Raw genomic sequence first — 20,216 nt, 5'->3', positions numbered from 1 at the left:
CACTCGTAGCTCAGCTGGATAGAGTACTCGGCTACGAACCGAGCGGTCACAGGTTCGAATCCTGTCGAGTGCACCATATACCGAAAAGCCCGCGTTTAACGCGGGCTTTTTGCTGTCCGGGATTTGGCTTTTCCTTTCACGCATCCTCTCTCATCAAAATCGACTTGAGCACTTCGGCCTCGCTTGAGGTCATACCGGTAGCTCGTGGTCGATGTCCGAATGTTGACCTTGTCCGGTTTGCCCAGCGCGCTCTCGACATCCTGCTGACTCATGCCGGCAATGATGCGGCGATTGATGATCGCCTCCCGGCGTTGCCTGGCGTCGATCAGATTTCCGCATTGATCTTCTGTGCGACCAACAACGCTTGGTTCTCGGCCATTGGTTTTCATAGCGGATATTTCTTCGTGGTTGTGCTCCGGCATGATCGCCACGACCGATCCGGGCAGGTAAGGGTGAACTTCCTGCACGGAGCGCCGTTCGCCGCTCGCGCAACTCATTGAGGTGAACGTGATGCTGCCGTCAGCGGCCTCGCAGCGGTGAAGGGTGGTGGCGGCCCCGGCGGGTGGCAGGCAGAGCAGGCTACTCAATACAAAACGGGATGCTTTCGATGGCATTCGACGTCCTCCATGACGATCTATGCTCAAGGGTAGTCGCTACATTTTTCACTGCCCGTGTGTTTTCTTTTCAGGATGAGTCGTCGCATTTGCATGGATCAGGAGAGCGCTCAGGTTTGTTTCGCAAGCGCTTGTTTCGGCCACGATTTTTTAACGTTTAAAACCGTCAGGCGGTGTATCATTGCGCCCGTCAGCCCCGCCGGGGCTTATGGAAAACCTCCATGGACTTACCCAGTAGTTACTCAGTACCTCGTTTCACCAATCATGAATTGACTGATTGATCCTTCCGGCGTGCCCCGCTGCTGGGAGTGGAGTTCGCCTATGTCTGAAATCGAAGTAAAGAAAACACAGGAAAGCCTGCAGGATCGCCTGGCTCAAGTCGTTGAGCTGCTGCAGCGCCAACGGGTCGTCGAAGACCTGACTCATCGCCAGGAAGGCGCGCATCACGACCGGGTTGAAAACCTGGTTCACCGGCAAAATCTCGTCGAGTTGCAACGCAAGCTCGATGATCTGCACTCCGCCGACGTCGCCTACATTCTCGAAGCCTTGCCGCTGGACGATCGTCTGACGCTCTGGCAACTGGTCAAGGCTGACCGCGACGGCGACATTCTTCTCGAAGTATCCGATTCGGTCCGTGAAACGCTGATCGCCGACATGGACGATCACGAGCTCCTGGCGGCCGCCAGGGACATGGACGCCGACGAACTTGCTGACCTGGCCTCCGAGCTGCCGCGAGACGTCGTCCATGAGCTGATGGAGAGTCTGGATAACCAACAGCGTGAGCGCGTGCGATCGGCCTTGTCCTATGACGAGGAGCAGGTCGGTGCGCTGATGGACTTCGAGATGGTGACCATTCGTGAGGATGTCAGCCTCGAAGTGGTTCTGCGCTATCTGCGTCGTCTCAAAGAGCTTCCCGGCCATACCGACAAACTGTTTGTGGTCGACTACGACGGCGTGCTCAAGGGCGTACTGCCGATCAAGCGTTTGCTGGTCAACGACCCGGACAAACAGGTTGCTGAAGTCATGGCCAGCGATCCGGTGAGTTTCCACCCGGACGAAGATGCCTACGACGCCGCTCAGGCGTTCGAGCGTTACGACTTGATCTCCGCCCCGGTGGTCGACAAGAACGGCAAGCTTATCGGCCGTCTGACCATCGACGAAATGGTCGACCTGATTCGTGAGGAGAGCGAAAGCGAAGTCCTCAACATGGCGGGTCTGCGTGAAGAGGAAGACATCTTCGCGTCGGTGTGGAAATCGCTGCGTAACCGTTGGGCGTGGCTGGCGGTCAACCTGATTACCGCGTTCGTTGCGTCCCGGGTGATCGGCCTGTTTGAAGGTTCGATCGAGAAGCTGGTAGCGCTCGCGGCGCTCATGCCGATCGTGGCGGGTATCGGTGGCAACTCCGGTAACCAGACGATCACCATGATCGTGCGTGCCATGGCGCTCGACCAGGTCAGCACCGGCAACACGTCGCGTCTGATGCGCAAAGAGTTGGCGGTCGGACTGATCAATGGTCTGGTCTGGGGCGGGGTCATCGGTGTCGTCGCCTACCTGCTTTACGGCAGCTGGTCGCTGGGCGTCGTGATGACTGCGGCAATGACCCTCAACCTGTTGCTGGCGGCGTTGATGGGGGTATTGATCCCGATGACGCTGGCGAAGATGGGGCGCGACCCGGCAATGGGGGCCAGCGTCATGATCACTGCAATGACCGACAGCGGTGGTTTCTTCATCTTCCTGGGGTTGGCGACGATCTTCCTGCTCTGATTCGCTGCAATGCAAAAGCCCGCCGAATGGCGGGCTTTTTTGTGCCTGTCTGATGGGTGATTGGTAACCTGTGGCGAGGGGATTTATCCCCTCACCACGAATGTGTGCCTGGCGGCTAACGTGTCGAATCGCAGGCAAAAAAAAGCCAGCACTTATGCTGGCTTTGAGCTGTTCGGTGTGGCTCAGGACGCGTCTGCGGCCATTTCAGCGTCGTGGGCGATCAAGGACACCAACGCGTTCTGCTGACGGTGAGACAGTTGACGGAAGCGTTGCAGCAGCTCGCGCTCGTGCAACGACAGCTCCGGGCTGTCCAGGCGCATGCTCAGCTCTTCGCCCAGTGCGCCTTCCTGAATAAGACTCTGCTCAAGGCGCGCAATGATCTCGGAGTTCATGCTGCGATGATGATTGCGAGCCACCTCGGCAATGCGTTCACGCATTCCGTCTGGCAGACGTACGACAAACTTGTCAGCCGTACGGCTGGAATAAATTGCCTGTTTCAATGGGCGCATATATTTAACCGGTTAGTTCAGGGGAGCGGTTCTCGGAATTGGCCGCAGGATGTGTGGTAGGACAAGCATCCGCGCCAAATGGTTCAACCTGAATTGTTAAGAGGCCGGCATCATGCCTCAAAATTGCCAGATCATTGGCGTCAATTCTGTGACAAATATTGAGCCGGGTAAAGGCGTAATGCCAGCACCAATTATCAGAAATGCGGACTGGTTTGAAAACTTTGCCTTCACCCGCATGACTGACCGCTTCCAAGTGCACATCAGTTGATGTCCGAAGACCTCAGAACGTGCATGCTATGCGGCTTTCGATCCTTGTTCCTTACCTGTACAGGATAGTGGCAATTTGCCGATTTACTAGCGCTGAAGCATGCCGGAGGGCGTTTTCAAGATGGATGGCAGGCTTATTTATCTGATGGGACCGTCCGGCTCAGGCAAGGACAGCCTGATTGAGGCCGCCCGTGAGCCACTTCGTGCGTTGAACTGCGAAGTGATGCGTCGAGTGATCACGCGCTCAGCGGAATCGGTGGGCGAAGACGCAATTGGCGTGACGCCAGAAGAGTTCGAACAGTGCCAGCGGGCAGGCGATTTTTCCCTCGCCTGGCAGGCCAATGGCCTCGCCTATGGCATTCCAGCACAAATGGACGAGAGGTTGAAATCCGGGCGACATGTGTTGGTGAATGGTTCTCGCGCCAACCTGCGGCAGGCACTTGAGCGCTACCCGACACTGCTGCCGGTTTTATTGACGGTGAAGGATGAGGTCTTGCGTGAGCGACTGCTCAGACGGGGCCGCGAGACGCTGGAGCAAATCGACGCGAGACTGGCCCGCAATACGCTGTTCAAGGACAGGCGATCAAGTGATGAGCCCGTCCACCTGATCGATAACTCGGGCGCCCTGGCAGACGCCGTCAATCAACTGCTGGAATGGATAAAAATCAACGCAACACCGGATCAAATTTGATCTTGCGCCCGGCGACCAGCGCCAGCACGAACAACACCGCAAACACGCCACAACCAACCAGGGGCAGGGTGATTTCGGTTTCCTCGAACAGCGAAAAATGCACAACGCCACTCAATAAGGCGAGGATCAGAAATCCTGCTGCTGATTTGGACATGCTGTACTCCTGAAAATATTTCAAAAAACCAGACGTTCGGAAACGTGTGCTGACATTGCCTGCTGCGGCTCGCTGACCGCTTGAGGCGCGAAGCTCTGCTCGTTCAACACCGCCAACTGCGGCGCTCGCTGTACCTGCAAGTAATGCGGCATGCGTTGGGCGATCGGCTCGGCGCGCTCTGGAACAAAGTGAGTACCGACCAAAACCGTCAATGCGATTGCGTTTGCAAGCAAGAGAGTGCTGTTCATGGCGCGGTGCTCCGATTGTTCTTCTATGGAACAGACAAAGCAGCCGTCGTGCCAACAGTCTAACCGCTGTTAAGTCCTTTAAAAACAAGCATTTGGCAGGGTTTTTCGGATTGACGAGGTTGCACTCTGCAATAATGGCGTTTTGCGGTAGTGCAAAATGCACGGTAAAACTTCCCGCAGCATTGCAGGGCGCCTGCCTACACTTAAAAAGCCCTACGGACGACATGACAAATCGGGGCCCTGCCGTTAACATGCACGCCGTCCGTCGCGTGGCATTCAGCCGCGACAACCCTGTGTCTCAGTAGCTCAATTGGATAGAGCATCCCCCTCCTAAGGGGAAGGTTGGCAGTTCGAACCTGCCCTGGGACACCATATTATTCCGGCCTTGTCTGGCCATTCTTCTGACGGCTACTGATCTGCAACAGCAGCGTGGCTGCAGAAGGAACAAATAAAGCCTCTTTCAGAATGATCCGGAAGGGGCTTTTTCGTATTCGCGGCTTAAGGATGATGCCAATGGCAGGCCTGAAAATATTATTGGTTGCGTCGCTAGGGTTTTTATCGCTGATTCAACCGTCACTGTCCTTCGCGGATAACGTCAACGGGAAGAATCTTTATTCGCAGCGATGCGTCATGTGCCACGGCGGCGATCTCAAGGCATCAGGCCCCTTGGCGAAAAAAAGCAATCCACCGACGCCCGATCTGACAACCTCGGCTTTCAAACAACGCCTGAAGGATTATCCGGGCGTTATCGTGTCATCCGTCATTCTTCGCCCAAACGGGGACTTGATCCCCAGAACATTGCGCGAGAACGCTGTGAAGGTACCGCCACACGTTTGGACAGTTCAGGATTTTCGCGATCTGAATCAATACATGACGGCTGTGATTGCAAAAAGTCGATGACGTTCAGATGAAAAAAGCCCCGCACGGAGTCATCTGTCGGGGCTTTTTCATGGGGCAGGCGCCAGGGCTATTCCTCAGCACCACCTCCGGGTTTGCTGATGGACGTGCTGATCGTGGTCATGCGCCGACGTCCATTGACCTTGTAATCGCGCTCCTGGTCTATCGCGCCTGGCTTGCGCAGAGTCACTTGCGCATACAGGCCATCCTTTGCGCTGTAGGTGCCGAACCAGTTATTCAGTCGCGCAATAAAGCATTCGCTACCGATGATCACCGGGAAGTCGGCGACTTGCTCGATGGCGTAATAGCCTGCGCCGTAACCGTAATATTCCTCGCTGTCGGTGGCGGACGGAGGAATCGGGCACATGGGCTTTCGCTCTTGCCCGGTGTCGGAGGTTTCTTCCTCGACTGTAGCCAAGCCTTGGGTGAGTGCCCGGTGTAGGTCTGGTTTCAGTTTATAAGTGCTTTTGTGCTGATCATCAGGCTGAGTGCGAGGGATGCTGAGTTGATAGCGATAACGAACCGTCAGCTTGGGCACCAAGTGATTCGGTTGCCACGGACTGAGCAGGTAGATGTTATCGACGCCGTACCAGCTGTCACGATAGGCGGCGTAGACCTTGCCGCGAAGGCTGATCCAGTTCACAGACTGGTTGGAGCCACGCTCGTTGAGGGAGTAGAGGGAGCCACCAATGGATTCGCCATCGGACGCCTTGGTTCTGCGGGTGAACCGGTCGCCATCACGGTGAAAGATTTCCACGAACGTGAACAGGCCGGTGCCACCGGTGTAAGTCTGAACGATCAGGTCGCGTTGCCCGTCATTGTCCAGATCCAGCAGGGTGAACGACGTTGGGCCCTGAGCGGTGTCAGCCTCGAAGTCCGTGGCGCTCAAAGCTTTCCACTCGTCGGGGGAAACACCCTTGGGGATGCGCTTAGGGATGTGGGTTTTATCAGAGAACTGATCGTCGTCAGGCTCTGAGGAAAACAGCGTCTCAGGGCTTTTTATCGTCAGTGACGCGAGCGTCCGTTCCAGAGCAAACTCCGGATCATTTTGACTGGCCGCCTGAATACGCTTTTGCAGATCATCCAGTACCTCTTTGTCGACGCCGGTCGGCTGCTGGGCGACAACTTCAGCCCACTGCGCCTGCAAACTTTTCAGCTGTTCGCGATAACGCTGATCCAGGCACGAAACATCCTCAGCGCACTCATTTCGCGTTTTCAACCAAAGCCGTTGCGTGCTCTTCAGTTGCGCTCGAGTCTCGACGGAAGCCTTCATCAGATCCCGATAAACCTCGCCCATCTGCGTATCCAGTTCATACAAAGCGGTATTGGCACAAATAGTCTTTTCGACGGCGTTCGCCGCTTTTGTGCAGTCCATTCCGGTCGCCATGGCGTGCTGGATAAACAGCAGCGCACAAGCGGACACGATGTAGCGTCCTTTGAGGTACACGAGGTCAGCCTTGTAGTGGGAAGTTGCCAGGCGCGCAGGGTAATCGCTGCGCAAGGAATCTTGAAGCGTGCGCTTCAGGGAACGGCACTTCTGGCCGATAACCCGAACGGCTCTTGCAATCTCATCGGCCGCGTGTGAAATCGCTTGATAGCATTTGGCCTCCAGCTATCATCTGCGCGCCTGAAAGTTGCCTCGGTTCATCTACTTCAATTGCCTGGAAATCCTCGATGCTGTCGTATCACCAAAAGAGTTTTCTGATCGTCGATGATTTCTCGGATTTCCGCAGTTCCGTGCGCTCGATGCTGCGTGAGCTTGGGGTCAAGGACGTGGACACCGCCGACACCGGCGAGCAGGCGCTGAAGATGTGCGCGCAGAAGTCCTACGATTTCATCCTGCAGGATTTCCACCTCGGCGACGGCAAGAAGAACGGTCAGCAGGTGCTGGAAGACCTGATGCTGGAAAAGCTCATCAGCCATGAAGCAGTGTTTGTCATGGTCACCGCCGAAACCAGTCAGGCGATGGTGCTCAGTGCCCTGGAACACGAGCCGGATGCCTACCTGACCAAACCGTTCAACCGCTCAGGCCTGGCTCAGCGGCTGGAGCGTCTGGAGCAGCGCAAGACGTTGCTCAAACCGATTCTGCAAGCCCTCGACCGTGGCAAACCGGTCGAGGTGCTCAACGCCTGCATCGCCCTGTGCAAACAGGACATTCGCTATTCGCCGCTGTGCCTGCGCTATCGCGCCGATGCCTTGCGCGATTTGAATCAGAACGAAGCGCTGGAACGCCTCTACGACAGCATCATTGCTGATCGGCCATTGCCGTGGGCGTTTGCCGGGTTGGGCAAGTTGCTGTTCAAGCGCGGACAAGTGGCGCAGGCCAAGGGCGTTTATGAGAAGGCGCTGAAGGTGTTCCCGATGATGCCGGCGCTGTACGACGGCATGGCCGATGTGCTGGTTTCCGAGGGCGATACCAAAGGCGCGCAACGGGTGCTGGAAGAGGCGATTCGGTTGTCGCCGCTGGCGGTGCGCCGGCAGGCGTTGCTCGGTAAGCTGGCGATGGCCAACGAAGATTTCGACACCGCTTCGCGGGCTTACCGCCAGGCTGTATCGCAGGGCGCTCAGTCGCGTTTCAAGGACCCGGAAAGCAACTTGGGCCTGGCCCATGCGCTGATCAGCAAGGGCAGCGAGCGCGGTCTCGATACGCGCACGCGGCTGGAGATCAACACCACCCTCAGCGCGGTGGCCAAAGAGAACCCTAGCGATCCCGGTTTGCAGATTCGCGCGCGTTTGATGAAGGCCACCAGCCTGTTGCTCAACGACGCCGAAACCGCCGACAAGCTCACCGAGCAAGCGCTGATGCGTCTCGACGGCATGGAGCAGTTCATGAGCCCGGAAGCGGCGCTGTTGGTCGCCAAGCAATTGCAGATGCTCGGTCAGGCCGAGGCGGGCACTTCGATGCTCAAGAGCTGCGCGGAAATTTACGGCGACGATCCGGCGGTGATGAAAGACATCGCCAAGCTCACCGATGACCCGACTATCCTCAGTTCCAGCAACGCCGCCGCCGACCTCAACCGTCAGGGCGTGCGCGTGTACAAGACCGGCAACCTGGTGGAGGCCCGCGAGGTGTTCCGCAAGGCGCTGAAGATGCAACCGAAGAACATCAGTATCGCGCTGAACATGGCCCAGTCGCTGCTGCACGGCACCGACACCAGTGTGCCGTCGGCGGAGCTGGAAGAATGTCGGGCCTGCCTGAAAATGGTCGGCCTGATGCCCGACACCGACGCGCGTTTTGCGCGTTATCAGAAGCTGAAAAGCAAGGCGTTTGGCGAATGAACCAAGACGAGCAATCTCTGGATTTTTCCACGGTGATCGCCTCCACCGTCCACGACATGAAGAACTCCCTGGCCATGCTGATGCAGGCCCACAGTCAATGGCTGGCGCGTTTGCCCGAGGGGCAGCGCAATGGCGCGGAGCAGGGCGTGATCGACTTCGAATTTGCCCACCTCAACGGCATGCTGGTGCAGTTGCTCGGGCTGTATAAGCTCGGCGTCAACCAGATGCCGTTGCAGCCGGCGTATCACGAACTGGATGATTTCATCGAAGCGCAACTGGCGGCGCATCAAGAGGTGTTCGCCAGTCGCGGGATCATTGCCACTTATGAAGTTGATCCGCTGAGTCCGCTGGGATTCTTCGATCGCGAACTGATCGCCTCGGTGCTCGGTAACTGCATCAACAACGCGATTCGTTATGCTCGCGAATCGTTGCTGATTACCGTCAGCGACGAAGCCGGGCAACTGGTGCTGAGCATCAATGATGATGGCGACGGTTATCCGCTCGAGATGCTCGAACGTCAGGCCGATTACGTGCAAGGCATTAATCACAGCAGTGGCAGCACGGGTTTGGGCTTGTATTTCGCCCACCGCATCGCCGCACTGCATCAACGCAATGGCGTCGAAGGGCGTACCGAAATCAGCAATGGCGGCCCGTTGGGCGGCGGGGTGTTTAGCCTTTATTTACCGTGACGCGGGATTTTGTTTGACGCTGCTTGATATTCCGAACAGCCGGAGCCTATTTTGTACGGGTCGCCGTTCGCGGCTCGCACAATAACAAGGATTGCGTCATGACAACCGATGGCCAGCGTTCACTCGCACAGCGACTGACCGGCATTGATGAGATTGAATGTGTCACGCCGGATTTGAACGGCGTACCACGGGGCAAGGTGATGACCGCCGAGGGTTTCCTCGAAGGGCGGCGTTTGCAGTTGGCGCGGGGTGTGCTGCTGCAATGCATCATGGGCGGTTATCCGGCAGCGCGGTTTTACGGCAGCGATGACGGCGATCTCGCTCTGATTGCCGAACCGACCCAGATCCATCGTTTGCCGTGGAGTGATGACCCGCGTGCCCTGGCCATTTGCGACGCCGATGAATTGACTGGCGAAAGCTCCAATCTGTCGACCCGTGGTCAACTTAAGAAAGTCATCGCCCGTTATGCCGAGCGAGGCCTGGCACCGGTGGTGGCGACCGAGCTGGAATTCTTTGTCTTCGCGCCGAACACCGATCCGACTCAACCCTTCCGTCCGCCAGTCGGTATCGATGGTCGTCGCGAGGATGGCCAGTCGGCCTTCAGTGTCAGTTCCAACAACGGACTGCGGCCGTTCTTCAACGAAGTCTATAAATGCATGGCGGCCCTCGGCCTGCCACGTGACACCTTCATGCACGAAATGGGCGTCAGCCAGTTCGAGATCAACCTGTTGCACGGTGATCCCCTGTTGCTGGCCGACCAGACTTTTTTGTTCAAGCACTTGCTCAAAGAAGTTGCGCTCAAACATGGCCTGACCGTGGTGTGCATGGCCAAGCCACTGGCGCACACGCCGGGCAGTTCGATGCACATTCACCAGAGCCTGGTCGACATCGCGACCGGCAAGAATGTCTTCAGCGATGAGCGTGGCGAACCGACCGCAATGTTCCGCCACTTCATCGGCGGGCAGCAGGCCGGCATGGCCGATTTCACCGCGCTGTTTGCACCGAATGTGAACTCCTACCAGCGCCTGTGCCATCCGTATGCATCGCCGAACAATGCCTGCTGGTCCCACGATAACCGTGCGGCAGGATTGCGGATTCCTGCGAGTTCGCCGGTTGCTCGTCGGGTCGAAAACCGTTTGCCGGGCGCCGATGCCAATCCGTATCTGGCCATCGCCGCCAGTCTGGCCGCCGGTTTGCATGGCATCGAACATGAGCTTGAGCCAAGCGAAGCGATTCAGGGTGAATTCGAGGTGCCGGACAATCTTGCACTGCCGTGTACCTTGCATGCCGCGCTCGAACGTCTGAAACGTAGCCAATTGGCGAGGGAACTGTTCGGGCAGGAGTTCATCGAAGGCTACATCGCTTCGAAGACCATGGAGTTGACCAGCTTCTTTGATGAAATCACTCCCTGGGAACGACGTGTTCTAGCAGCCCAGGCCTGACGTAACGTCGCCATCGGGCTATCGTTCTGGTAGCCCGATATTTACTGCAAGGAGCCGCTCGGAACGCCGATGCGCCAAATCTGGAAATCCTTTCGAGCGCTGTATTTCGCCTCGCTGATGATGTTGATCGGCTCGGGCCTTCTATCTACTTACCTGGCATTGCGCTTGGCCGCTGACCATGTTGACGGGCTGTGGGTCGGTGCGCTGATGGCGGCCAACTATTTCGGTCTGGTGCTGGGCGGCAAGATCGGCCACCGGTTGATCGCCCGGGTCGGGCATATCCGCGCGTATTCGGCGTGTGCCGGGATTGTCGGCGCGGCGGTGCTTGGCCATGGTCTGGTGGATTGGTTGCCAGCGTGGCTGGTGCTGCGGACCATTGTCGGTCTGGGCATGATGTGCCAATACATGGTGATCGAGAGCTGGCTCAATGAGCAGGCTGACGCCAACCAGCGCGGCCTGGTGTTCAGTGGCTACATGATCGCTTCGTATCTGGGGCTGGTGTTGGGTCAGTTGATTCTGGTCATGCATCCCGGCCTGGGGCTGGAACTGCTGATGCTGGTCGCGCTGTGCTTTGCGCTTTGTCTGGTGCCGGTGACGCTGACCCGGCGGATTCACCCGGCACCGTTGCATCCGGCGCCAATGGAGCCGCGCTTCTTTATCAAGCGCGTGCCGCAATCGTTGAGCACGGTGCTCGGTGCGGGGCTGATCATTGGCTCGTTTTATGGTCTGGCACCGTTGTATGCCTCGCAGCAAGGCTTGTCGACCGAGCAGGTCGGTCTGTTCATGGGTAGCTGTATTTTTGCCGGACTGCTGGTGCAGTGGCCTCTGGGCTGGTTGTCTGACCGTTACGACCGCGCGCTGCTGATCCGCTGCTTTGCCGGGTTCCTCGCAGTGGCGGCGTTGCCATTGGCGATCCTGCCGCAGGTGCCGCTGGAAGTGCTGTTTGTGGTCGGCTTTCTCTGTTCGCTGGTGCAGTTCTGTTTGTATCCGCTGGCGGTGGCATTTTCCAACGACCACGTCGAAGGGGATCGCCGAGTGTCGCTGACGGCGATGCTGCTGGTGACGTACGGAGTCGGTGCCAGTATCGGTCCGCTACTGGCGGGTGTGCTGATGAAGTTTCTCGGCAGCCAGAGCCTGTACGCGTTCTTCAGCTTCTTCGCGCTGGTGCTGGTGTGGCGGATCCGTCCGAAAGCCGTGACCAACCTGCATCAGGTCGACGATGCACCGCTGCATCACGTCGCGATGCCGGACAGCATGTCGAGTTCGCCGCTGGTGGCTGCGCTGGATCCGCGTGTTGATGAGCAGGTGGTGCAGGAGCAGATGCAGAATACGGTGACGCCGGAACCTGAGCCCGAGCCAGAACCTGAGAAAGAACCTGAGTCTGAGGTGGTAGCAGGCCCGGATGACGATAGCGAAAAACCCGCGCCGGATATCAGTGGTGCCAGGCCTTAACGAGCGCCGACGGAATTCCCCCGTGATGAGGGGATTTATCCCCGATGGGACACGAAGTGGCCCCGGCCCGGGCTACCGGATTTCACTGATACAGCGCATTGAATGGTTTGAGGGCGCTTCGCACCCTATCGGGGATAAATCCCCTCGCCACAAGTAATCATTCGGAATCGGGTATTTTGTTGGAAATAAAAAAGGGCAGTCCCGCCAAGGACTGCCCTTTCTATTTATGCCGATGCGTTCGATTCAGAGATCGTCTTTATCGAAGCGCCGGGCTTCACGCTGCAACTGATAAACGAAACGCTCAACGTTGCGTGCAGCCTGGCCGCTGATGTTGTGGAAGCGCAGGCCGGCGAAAGTGATGTTGAGTTTTTCTTCGAAGTGCAGATACCGCAGTTCAACCGAAGCCGGCTGGTTGCCGAACAGCGGCGGGGCGATCATGCGGTCGTAGACCTGGCCAAGTTGCAGGCGGTCAGTGATGTCGCCTTCGAAACGCAACTTGCAGCCAGTGGCGGAAATATCCAGCAACTTGCCGTTGATCGGCGCCTTGAGCTTCTCGCCGCCCAGTTCGACGCTGACCAGATCGGTCAGTTTCAGTGCGGCGCGGAAAGCGTTACGGCGCTGGTGGTAAACCACCTCGGTCGGTAGCTCGCCGGTATAGAAGCGGTCACCGTCAGACTCTTCGATGTTCAGCGTGCCGGTGCATTCCCAGGCAATGCGTACGCCTTCATGGAAACCTTCAACCCTGAACGGTTCGCCGGCGAGCAGGAAGCGTTCGCCATCGCGCGGGATCATTTCGTCGAGGGCAATCGAGGCGCTGTCGCGGTCGACTTTGATCAGGTAGCTCTGGAAGCGCTGGCTGCGTTCGTGGAACGTTATGATCAGCGGGTCGTGGCTATCTTGCAGTTGGCGCAGGTTGCTGGAGATTTCCAGTGGCGTGGTGAGCACCTTTGGTGGCTGCGGAGCATCATCCGCGCTTAGGGCGTTTGGCACGTTTTCTCAATCTCCAGACAAAATTTGACGATGGCTAGCCAGCATTTTGCCAGCATGTTTCACGGGTTGATAGTGCGGGCCCGTCGAATGGCTCACGCCTGGCTGAGCGTACGTGGCTTGGCAGGTTTGGCGAAAGTGCCGCTGGCGTCATACAGCGCTGGCGGTTCGCCGCCGGTGAGGATTTTCAGCTGATTGGCCGTGGTGGCCTGCTGGATCTGGATCGATTGGCCATTCTTGACGTTGGCGGCCTGGCACTGAGCGATAAGATCGGTCAATGCGTCACCTTGCGTCAGCAACTGCGCGCCGATGCTCGACTGGCTGGCCAGTTGCTCGAGACCTTGGCGATCCGTCGACAGGCCAAGGCTGGCGAGAATTTCGCTGCGTTTGCGGCCATGCTGTTCAAGCAGAATGATCAACGCCTGTTTGCGCGCCAGAATTTCTTCCAGCAGTGGCATGTCACGACCGTGCAAGGCGAGGGACTCGGTTTGCAGTAACTCCAGCAAATCTTGAGCTGGAGCAAAGTCGTCGTTGATCAGTTGCAGTAAGTTAGTGTCGTGCATGGCTGGCCTTGGGTTTTAAGCGTCCAAAAGCCTGGCGCCGGCGAAAGCCTAGCGCTGGGCTTCGAAGTTGAGCAGTTTGCTGGCTACACGGTTGCTGTCGACTTTATAGCTGCCATCGGCAATCGCGGCTTTCAACTCAGCCACACGGGCTTTGTCGACAGCAGGCTGATCGCGCAGCTTGTCAGTGACCTTCTGCAACTGTTGAGCCTCATTACTGAGGTGTACCGATTCCCCGCTTTTTACGGTGCTGGCCGTTTCGGCCGGGGTATTCAGCGGCGCCGAAGTGCCGGTTTCGGCGGTTTCCTTGGCGTTGCTGGTACGTGTACTGCCCGTAAGGGACGAGGAGCTGTTCAAACGGCTGAAATCGATGACCATGATAAAAAACCTCTGGGAATTTGGACGCTTGCCATGTTTTCGGCCATCCCCTGGAAAACTTTAGGCTCATTTGCCAATGAGTCTGCATGCGCCGTCGCGTGTCCTGCTGCGGCACAGTTTAGGGAAGCGACGGGGTCCGCGCCAGTTTTCTCATGAGTGTTTTACATGGCGACTTCCACCTGGCCCGGCGCGGTGACTTGCGCCTTGATGACGCGTTGGGAGTTGAGGTTTTTCACCCGGATCTGTTCTTTCAAACCGCCATTGGCCAGTGCTTCGCCGGGCATGCGCACGGCAAGCGTGCCGCTGCGGGCGGTGATGACCACTTGATCGCCCTTGCGCACGACTTCTGCCTGTTCGAGGTGGACCAGTGTAATGACCTGATCGGCGACCGTTGGTCGGGTTAATTTTTGCCCGATCGCTTCGTCTACCGAGGTCAGAAAACCTTGATTGATCACGCTGATGTCGCGTTCACGCAAGGTCACATCCTGCGGCTCGATAATCCCGGCGCGTTTGAGTGGTCGGGTGGTGGTCACAATCTCGCGAAACAGGCGGACTTGAGCGGGCACGAACACGGTCCAGGGCGAGCTGCCTTCACAGCGAACCTTGACGGTTACCCGGCCCAGCGGACGTGCCGGACTCTCCAGCGACGCTGTCAATTCCTTGTCGCACATAGGCATGCGCATACGGGGGTCGAGCTGGTTGACTTCGATTTCGTAGCGGCCTTCCGTTTGACTGGTAGCCAGATAGTCTTCTACGGTGAACTCAAGAAAGCCCTGAGTGACGCCGATAAGCATGTCAGGCAAGGTAACCGCATCAGCAATGGCAGGGCTGCCAGCGAAAAAGAAGCAAACGGCGGACACCGCGCAAAGCCCTCTGCGAAGGGGAGATGTCAGGCGTCGAAAAAATGTCGTTTGAGCGTTCATACGAGTTAAAAAGCAAGCGCCGTGCCGTTTAGCAATGAATGTGCGTCGCAACAACACTTGGCGTTGGTGTAGGAGTCTGGGCATGGCTGGTGTAATGGATTCGGTGAACCAGCGCACGCAACTGGTAGGGCAGAATCGCCTGGAGCTGTTGTTGTTCCGTCTCGACGGTCAGCAGCTCTACGGCATCAACGTGTTCAAGGTACGGGAAGTGCTGCAATGCCCGTCACTGACGTTGATGCCCAAGTCCAGTCCTGTCGTGTGCGGGGTGGCGAATATCCGGGGGGCGACCATTCCGATCCTTGATCTGGCAATGGCCACCGGCTCGGGTGCGTTGAAAGACAAGAAAAACCCGTTCGTGATCATCACGGAGTACAACACCAAGACCCAGGGTTTCCTGGTCCGCTCGGTGGAGCGCATCGTCAACATGAACTGGGAAGAGATTCATCCACCACCCAAGGGTACCGGTCGCGATCATTACCTGACCGCTGTGACTCGGGTGGACAATCAGTTAGTCGAAATCATCGACGTCGAGAAAGTGCTGGCGGAAGTCGCACCGACGCCGGAAGCGATTTCGGTCGGCGTGGTCGATGTCGAGACCCAGACCAAGGCGTTGTCGCTGCGGGTGCTGACGGTCGATGACTCGTCGGTGGCGCGCAAGCAGGTCACGCGTTGCCTGCAGACGATCGGCGTCGAAGTGGTGGCGTTGAACGACGGCAAGCAGGCGCTGGATTACCTGCGCAAGCTGGTCGACGAGGGCAAGAAGCCGGAAGAAGAGTTCCTGATGATGATCTCCGACATCGAGATGCCGGAGATGGACGGGTACACCCTGACGGCGGAGATCCGCGGCGACGCGCGCATGCAAAAGCTTCATATCATCCTGCATACTTCGTTGTCCGGGGTATTCAATCAGGCGATGGTCAAGAAAGTCGGTGCTGATGACTTCCTGGCCAAATTCCGTCCTGATGACCTGGCATCCCGGGTAGTCGACCGGATCAAAGCAGCAGATATCAGCTAGGGGCCTTTTGCCCCTGGCGGTCAACACGATTTAAGAGGCGGCATCATTGTCTACGGGTAATTTGGATTTCGAACAGTTCCGGGTATTCCTGGAAAAAGCCTGTGGCATTTTGCTCGGTGAAAACAAGCAGTACCTGGTCTCGAGCCGTCTCAACAAACTGATGGAGCAGCAAGGCATCAAATCCCTGGGTGAGCTGGTACAGCGCATCCAGACCCAGCCGCGCAGCGGTTTGCGCGAGCAGGTGGTCGATGCCATGACGACCAACGAAACCCTGTGGTTTCGTGACACCTATCCGTTTGAAGTCTTGAAGAACAAGGTGCTGCCCGAGGCGATCAAGGCCAGTCCCAACCAGCGTCTGCGGATCTGGTCGGCGGCGTGCTCGTCGGGTCAGGAACCGTATTCGCTGTCGATGTCGATCGACGAGTTCGAGCGCAGCAACCTCGGTCAGTTGAAGATGGGCGTGCAGATTGTTGCGACTGACCTGTCCGGCCTGATGCTGACCAACTGCAAGACTGGCGAGTACGACAGCCTGGCGATCGGTCGCGGTTTGTCGCCGGAACGCCTGCAGCGTTACTTCGACCCGAAAGGGCCGGGGCGCTGGGTGATCAAGGCGCCGATCAAGAATCGGGTGGAATTCCGCTCGTTCAACCTGCTCGACAGCTACGCAAGCCTGGGCAAGTTCGACATCGTGTTCTGCCGCAACGTGCTGATCTACTTCTCCGCCGAGGTGAAGAAAGACATCCTGTTGCGCATTCACAGTACGTTGAAACCGGGCGGTTATCTGTTCCTTGGCGCTTCCGAAGCGCTGAACGGTTTGCCGGATCATTACCAGATGGTCCAGTGCAGCCCGGGGATCATTTACCAGGCGAAGTGATTGCATCGGCAACACAAAAAACGGGAGGCCCTAAAGGCTTCCCTTTTTTATGCCTGGCGTTCAAGCCGGAATCACCGCAAAACCCTGTGGGAGCGGGCTTGCCCGCGATAGCGTCGTGTCAGTCGATTTAAATTAACCAGACATACCGCCATCGCGGGCAAGCCCGCTCCCACAGGGTTCAGTGTTGGCTGATAGAACGTAGGCAAGCGGCAGAAAAGCGGCATGCGGCGGAAACCGGTTGCCGCTTTTCTGGCATTGCCGCTTTGCCGGCACGGCGCAAACCCCCGGTTTTCGGGCGTTTCTCGCATTGGCACGGCGCTTGCTAAAGCTCAGTTACGAAAAACCGGTCACCCGAAGGTTCCCGACATGAGCATCAGCTTCGATAAAGCGCTCGGCATTCACGAAAAGGCTCTTGGCTTCCGCGCCCAGCGTGCCGAAGTCCTGGCGAACAACATCGCCAACGCCGATACCCCGAACTACAAGGCTCGGGATCTGGACTTCTCCAAAGTGCTTGAAGCACAGACCCAGAAGAACGCCAACGGCACCATCGCCCTGAACATGACCAACAGCCGTCACATCGAGGCTGAAGGTCTGGGCAATGGCGACGAATCGCTGCTGTATCGCACGCCGATGCAACCGTCGATCGACCAGAACACCGTGGACGCTCAACTGGAACAGTCGAACTACGCGGAAAACGCCGTTGGCTTCCAGGCCAGCTTCACCCTGCTCAACAGCAAATTCAAAGGGCTGGTGTCAGCCCTGCGCGGAGAGTAATCCATGTCCCTGTCCAGCGTTTTCAACATTGCCGGCAGCGGCATGAGCGCACAGACCACGCGTCTGAACACCGTGGCCTCGAACATCGCCAACGCCGAGACCGTCTCGTCGAGCATCGACCAGACCTATCGCGCCCGTCACCCGGTGTTCGCCACCATGTTCCAGGGTGGCCAGAACAGCGGCAGCAACTCGCTGTTCCAGAGTCAGGATGCCGCCGGTCAAGGCGTGCAGGTGCTCGGCGTGGTCGAAGACCAGAGCAACCTCGAAGCGCGTTACGAGCCGAACCATCCGGCCGCCGACGCCAAGGGCTACGTCTACTACCCGAACGTCAACGTGGTGGAAGAAATGGCTGACATGATTTCCGCGAGCCGGTCGTTCCAGACCAACGCCGAAATGATGAACACCGCCAAAACCATGATGCAGAAGGTGCTGACCCTCGGTCAGTAATAAGGGGCGACTGTCATGAGTGTTACCGATTCCACCGGCACCCTGAGCCTGAAGGACATCTTGGCGAACTCCTCGAAAAAAACGAGCAGTACGACCACGGGTGGCATCGCCTCGGCCACCAACAGCGCCACTGGCGGCAAGGCGCTGGGCAAGGATGCGTTCCTGCAACTGCTGGTTACCCAGCTGAAAAACCAGAACCCGCTCGATCCGCAAGACAACAGCGCGTTCGTTGCGCAGTTGGCGCAGTTCAGCAGCCTGGAAGGCATCACCACGCTGAACTCCACCGTGAGTGGCCTGGCCGGCAACTACAACTCTTCGCAAGCGTTGCAGGCATCTTCGCTGGTGGGTCGCAACGTGATCGTGCAGACCAACAGTGCGCAGCTCGATGATCCGAGCAAAGGCCTTACCGGTTCGTTGAACCTGTCGACGTCCATCGCTGGCGGCACCGTGACCGTTACCGACAAGGATGGCAAAGCCGTACGCGTCATCGATCTGGGCAGTCGCGCGGCCGGCAACGCCAGCTTCACCTGGGATGGCAAGGACAAGGACGGCGCGCTGGTGCCTGCCGGAACTTACACCTTCAAGGCCAGTGCGCCGATCAATGGCACCGCGACGGACCTGGCGACCTACCTGCCAGCCACGGTCAGCAGCGTGACCATCAGCCAGACCGGTGGCGAGCTGATGCTCAACCTCGCTGGCAAGGGCACCGTTGCCCTGTCCAAAGTACAAACCATTGGTATATAGAGCCGACTAACCGGCACAAAGGAGTGGAATATGTCTTTCAATATCGGCCTTAGCGGTCTCTATGCAGCCAACAAGCAACTGGACGTGACCGGCAACAACATCGCCAACGTCGCGACCGCCGGTTTCAAATCGTCCCGTGCAGAATTCGAAGACGTTTACTCGGCCACTCGCCTGGGTAGCGGCAGCAAAGTGATCGGTAACGGCGTGCGCCTGGCCAACGTTTCCCAGCAGTTCACCCAGGGTGACATCAACAACACCGGTAACGTGCTGGACATGGGCATCAACGGTTCCGGCTTCTTCACCATGAGCAACAACGGTTCGATTTCCTATACCCGTGCCGGTACGTTCAAGGTCGACAACGCCGGTTACATCACCAACACCGACTACACCTCGCGTCTGCAGGGTTACGGTGTGGATGCCAACGGCAAGATCATCAACGGCGTATTGACCGACCTGAAGATCGATACCTCGAACCTGGCGCCGAAGTCGACTTCCCTGGTGACTTCGAGCATCAACCTGAACTCGAAGGCACCGGTGATCGTTGATACGGGCGCCACCGCCGTCAAGTTTGATCCGAGCAAGCTTGAGACATACACCAAGAGCTTCAGCACCCCGATCTATGACACGCAGGGCAACTCGCACGTCATGGATCAGTACATGGTCAAGACTGGCGAGAACACCTGGAAGGTTTACACGTTGGTAGATGGTCGTAACCCGGATGCAGCCGGTAGCGATCCAACCAAGGTCGATCCGGTTGCTTCGACACTGACATTCGATTCGTCCGGCAACTTGCTTCAGGTCAGCACGCCAAATCCGGCGGATGCCACGAAGCCGATCATCAGCAGCGACCTGACGCTCAAAGGCTGGGTACCGGGCAACGTGATCAACGGCGCCTTTGTGCCTAACGGCGCAGCGGCGAACACGAAGGGCGTGACCATTTCGATGGCCAAGACCACTCAGTACAACGCTGATACCGCGCGTTCGATCCCGACTCAGGATGGTTACGCCACTGGCCAGATCACTAACCTGACCATCGACGGCACCGGTACGTTGTTCGCCAACTTCAGCAACAACCAGAGCAAGGCCATCGGCCAGGTTGCGTTGGCGAGCTTCACCAACGAACAGGGCTTGCAGGCGATTGGCGGTACCAGTTGGAAGGAGACTTTCGCTTCGGGTATCCCGGGTTACGATGCGCCGGAAACCGGTACTTTGGGTTCGATCGCGTCTAACTCGCTGGAAGAGTCGAACGTTAACCTGACCAATGAGCTGGTTGATCTGATCAAGGGTCAGAGCAACTATCAGGCGAACGCGAAGACTATTTCGACTCAGAGCACCATCATGCAGACCATCATTCAGATGACCTGATTCGGGTTTTTGGTTGTTCAAGGAGCCCCTCTTTTTGAGGGGCTTTTTTGTGGGTGGGTTTTGGGTTTTGGGGGCATATCCGTTGCTGCGGGTGTTGCTGATTAGGGTTCCGCCCTTACGGCGGGTCACTTTTTCCAGACGCC

The 20,216-nt window shown here is 57.6% G+C and carries 22 protein-coding genes and 1 tRNA gene; 14 read left to right on the top strand and 9 right to left on the bottom strand.

All coding sequences use genetic code 11. From position 1 onward, the window contains the following. Positions 1–95 precede the first annotated feature (95 nt). Positions 96–614, bottom strand: a complete 519-nt coding sequence (locus AC3WMT_RS13230) for a DUF4124 domain-containing protein (RefSeq protein ID WP_103304076.1) — start codon at positions 612–614, stop codon at positions 96–98. Positions 615–935: 321 nt separating this feature from the next. On the opposite strand from AC3WMT_RS13230, the gene mgtE reads away from it, so the two are divergent. Further along, a complete protein-coding gene (gene mgtE, locus AC3WMT_RS13225; RefSeq protein ID WP_103304077.1) occupies positions 936–2,378 on the top strand; it encodes a magnesium transporter in 1,443 nt (480 codons plus the stop codon). Positions 2,379–2,560: 182 nt separating this feature from the next. On the opposite strand, the gene AC3WMT_RS13220 is transcribed toward mgtE, so the two are convergent. Then, positions 2,561–2,887, bottom strand: a complete 327-nt coding sequence (locus AC3WMT_RS13220; RefSeq protein WP_003178899.1) for an Arc family DNA-binding protein — start codon at positions 2,885–2,887, stop codon at positions 2,561–2,563. Positions 2,888–3,275: 388 nt separating this feature from the next. Here AC3WMT_RS13220 and phnN point away from each other — a divergent pair, with 388 nt between their 5' ends. Then, positions 3,276–3,845, top strand: coding sequence for a phosphonate metabolism protein/1,5-bisphosphokinase (PRPP-forming) PhnN (gene phnN / locus AC3WMT_RS13215; protein ID WP_103304097.1), 570 nt, complete (start codon positions 3,276–3,278; stop codon positions 3,843–3,845). Here the strand turns inward: phnN and AC3WMT_RS13210 are convergent. After that, positions 3,820–3,999 (bottom strand): PA3371 family protein, encoded by a 180-nt coding sequence (locus AC3WMT_RS13210; RefSeq protein WP_103304098.1) that lies wholly within the window; start codon positions 3,997–3,999, stop codon positions 3,820–3,822. The genes phnN and AC3WMT_RS13210 overlap by 26 nt on opposite strands. A gap of 20 nt (positions 4,000–4,019) precedes the next feature. Next, positions 4,020–4,247 carry a hypothetical protein gene (locus AC3WMT_RS13205; protein WP_103304078.1) on the bottom strand — a complete coding sequence of 76 codons (228 nt, stop codon included), beginning with the start codon at positions 4,245–4,247 and terminating at the stop codon, positions 4,020–4,022. Between the two features lie 295 nt (positions 4,248–4,542). Between AC3WMT_RS13205 and AC3WMT_RS13200 the strand changes: the two genes are divergently transcribed. Together AC3WMT_RS13200 and AC3WMT_RS13195 are read left to right on the top strand one after the other, a co-directional pair. Next, a tRNA-Arg gene (locus AC3WMT_RS13200) sits at positions 4,543–4,619 on the top strand. A gap of 150 nt (positions 4,620–4,769) precedes the next feature. Continuing rightward, positions 4,770–5,147, top strand: coding sequence for a c-type cytochrome (locus AC3WMT_RS13195; protein WP_103304099.1), 378 nt, complete (start codon positions 4,770–4,772; stop codon positions 5,145–5,147). A gap of 67 nt (positions 5,148–5,214) precedes the next feature. Here the strand turns inward: AC3WMT_RS13195 and AC3WMT_RS13190 are convergent, their stop codons facing one another. Next, positions 5,215–6,591, bottom strand: a complete 1,377-nt coding sequence (locus tag AC3WMT_RS13190) for a lysozyme inhibitor LprI family protein (RefSeq protein WP_103304100.1) — start codon at positions 6,589–6,591, stop codon at positions 5,215–5,217. Positions 6,592–6,818: 227 nt separating this feature from the next. On the opposite strand from AC3WMT_RS13190, the gene AC3WMT_RS13185 reads away from it, so the two are divergent. From AC3WMT_RS13185 to AC3WMT_RS13170, 4 genes are all read left to right on the top strand, one after another. Continuing rightward, a complete protein-coding gene (locus AC3WMT_RS13185) occupies positions 6,819–8,423 on the top strand; it encodes a tetratricopeptide repeat-containing response regulator (RefSeq protein ID WP_103304079.1) in 1,605 nt (534 codons plus the stop codon). Beyond that, positions 8,420–9,112: a sensor histidine kinase gene (locus AC3WMT_RS13180; protein WP_103304080.1), complete on the top strand. Its 693-nt coding sequence runs from the start codon at positions 8,420–8,422 to the stop codon at positions 9,110–9,112. Before AC3WMT_RS13185 ends, AC3WMT_RS13180 begins: the two co-directional genes overlap by 4 nt. Before the next feature lie 200 nt (positions 9,113–9,312). Further along, a complete protein-coding gene (locus AC3WMT_RS13175; protein WP_177431398.1) occupies positions 9,313–10,554 on the top strand; it encodes a glutamine synthetase family protein in 1,242 nt (413 codons plus the stop codon). 69 nt (positions 10,555–10,623) lie between these two features. Beyond that, positions 10,624–12,006 (top strand): MFS transporter, encoded by a 1,383-nt coding sequence (locus AC3WMT_RS13170; protein ID WP_103304082.1) that lies wholly within the window; start codon positions 10,624–10,626, stop codon positions 12,004–12,006. Positions 12,007–12,249: 243 nt separating this feature from the next. On the opposite strand, the gene AC3WMT_RS13165 is transcribed toward AC3WMT_RS13170, so the two are convergent. The 4 genes from AC3WMT_RS13165 to flgA all read right to left on the bottom strand — a co-directional run bounded on the left by AC3WMT_RS13165 (position 12,250) and on the right by flgA (position 14,854). Further along, positions 12,250–12,996, bottom strand: a complete 747-nt coding sequence (locus tag AC3WMT_RS13165) for a flagellar brake protein (protein WP_103304083.1) — start codon at positions 12,994–12,996, stop codon at positions 12,250–12,252. A 92-nt stretch (positions 12,997–13,088) separates the two neighbouring features. After that, positions 13,089–13,556 (bottom strand): flagella synthesis protein FlgN, encoded by a 468-nt coding sequence (locus tag AC3WMT_RS13160; protein ID WP_103304084.1) that lies wholly within the window; start codon positions 13,554–13,556, stop codon positions 13,089–13,091. Between the two features lie 48 nt (positions 13,557–13,604). Continuing rightward, the gene (gene flgM / locus AC3WMT_RS13155) at positions 13,605–13,931 is read right to left on the bottom strand and encodes a flagellar biosynthesis anti-sigma factor FlgM (protein ID WP_103304085.1); all 327 of its coding nucleotides are present in this window, start codon (positions 13,929–13,931) and stop codon (positions 13,605–13,607) included. A gap of 161 nt (positions 13,932–14,092) precedes the next feature. Further along, complete coding sequence (gene flgA / locus AC3WMT_RS13150; protein ID WP_103304086.1) at positions 14,093–14,854, bottom strand: flagellar basal body P-ring formation chaperone FlgA; 762 nt, start codon at positions 14,852–14,854, stop codon at positions 14,093–14,095. 82 nt (positions 14,855–14,936) lie between these two features. Here flgA and AC3WMT_RS13145 point away from each other — a divergent pair, with 82 nt between their 5' ends. From AC3WMT_RS13145 to flgE, 6 genes are all read left to right on the top strand, one after another. Continuing rightward, positions 14,937–15,869, top strand: a complete 933-nt coding sequence (locus tag AC3WMT_RS13145) for a chemotaxis protein CheV (RefSeq protein ID WP_103304087.1) — start codon at positions 14,937–14,939, stop codon at positions 15,867–15,869. 46 nt (positions 15,870–15,915) lie between these two features. Then, positions 15,916–16,743 (top strand): protein-glutamate O-methyltransferase CheR, encoded by an 828-nt coding sequence (gene cheR, locus AC3WMT_RS13140; protein ID WP_103304088.1) that lies wholly within the window; start codon positions 15,916–15,918, stop codon positions 16,741–16,743. A 366-nt stretch (positions 16,744–17,109) separates the two neighbouring features. Further along, positions 17,110–17,517, top strand: coding sequence for a flagellar basal body rod protein FlgB (gene flgB, locus AC3WMT_RS13135; RefSeq protein WP_053122819.1), 408 nt, complete (start codon positions 17,110–17,112; stop codon positions 17,515–17,517). Positions 17,518–17,520: 3 nt separating this feature from the next. Next, positions 17,521–17,964, top strand: coding sequence for a flagellar basal body rod protein FlgC (gene flgC / locus AC3WMT_RS13130; protein ID WP_003227217.1), 444 nt, complete (start codon positions 17,521–17,523; stop codon positions 17,962–17,964). 15 nt (positions 17,965–17,979) lie between these two features. Beyond that, entirely contained in the window at positions 17,980–18,708 is a 729-nt protein-coding gene (gene flgD / locus AC3WMT_RS13125; protein ID WP_103304089.1) for a flagellar hook assembly protein FlgD, read from the top strand. Between the two features lie 30 nt (positions 18,709–18,738). Next, positions 18,739–20,073 (top strand): flagellar hook protein FlgE, encoded by a 1,335-nt coding sequence (gene flgE, locus AC3WMT_RS13120; protein WP_103304090.1) that lies wholly within the window; start codon positions 18,739–18,741, stop codon positions 20,071–20,073. Positions 20,074–20,216 lie beyond the last annotated feature (143 nt).

The organism is Pseudomonas sp. FW305-7 (genome assembly GCF_058786735.1).
The sequence above is the reverse complement of the archived record's forward strand: the minus strand, read 5'-3'. Positions and strand labels throughout refer to the sequence as shown.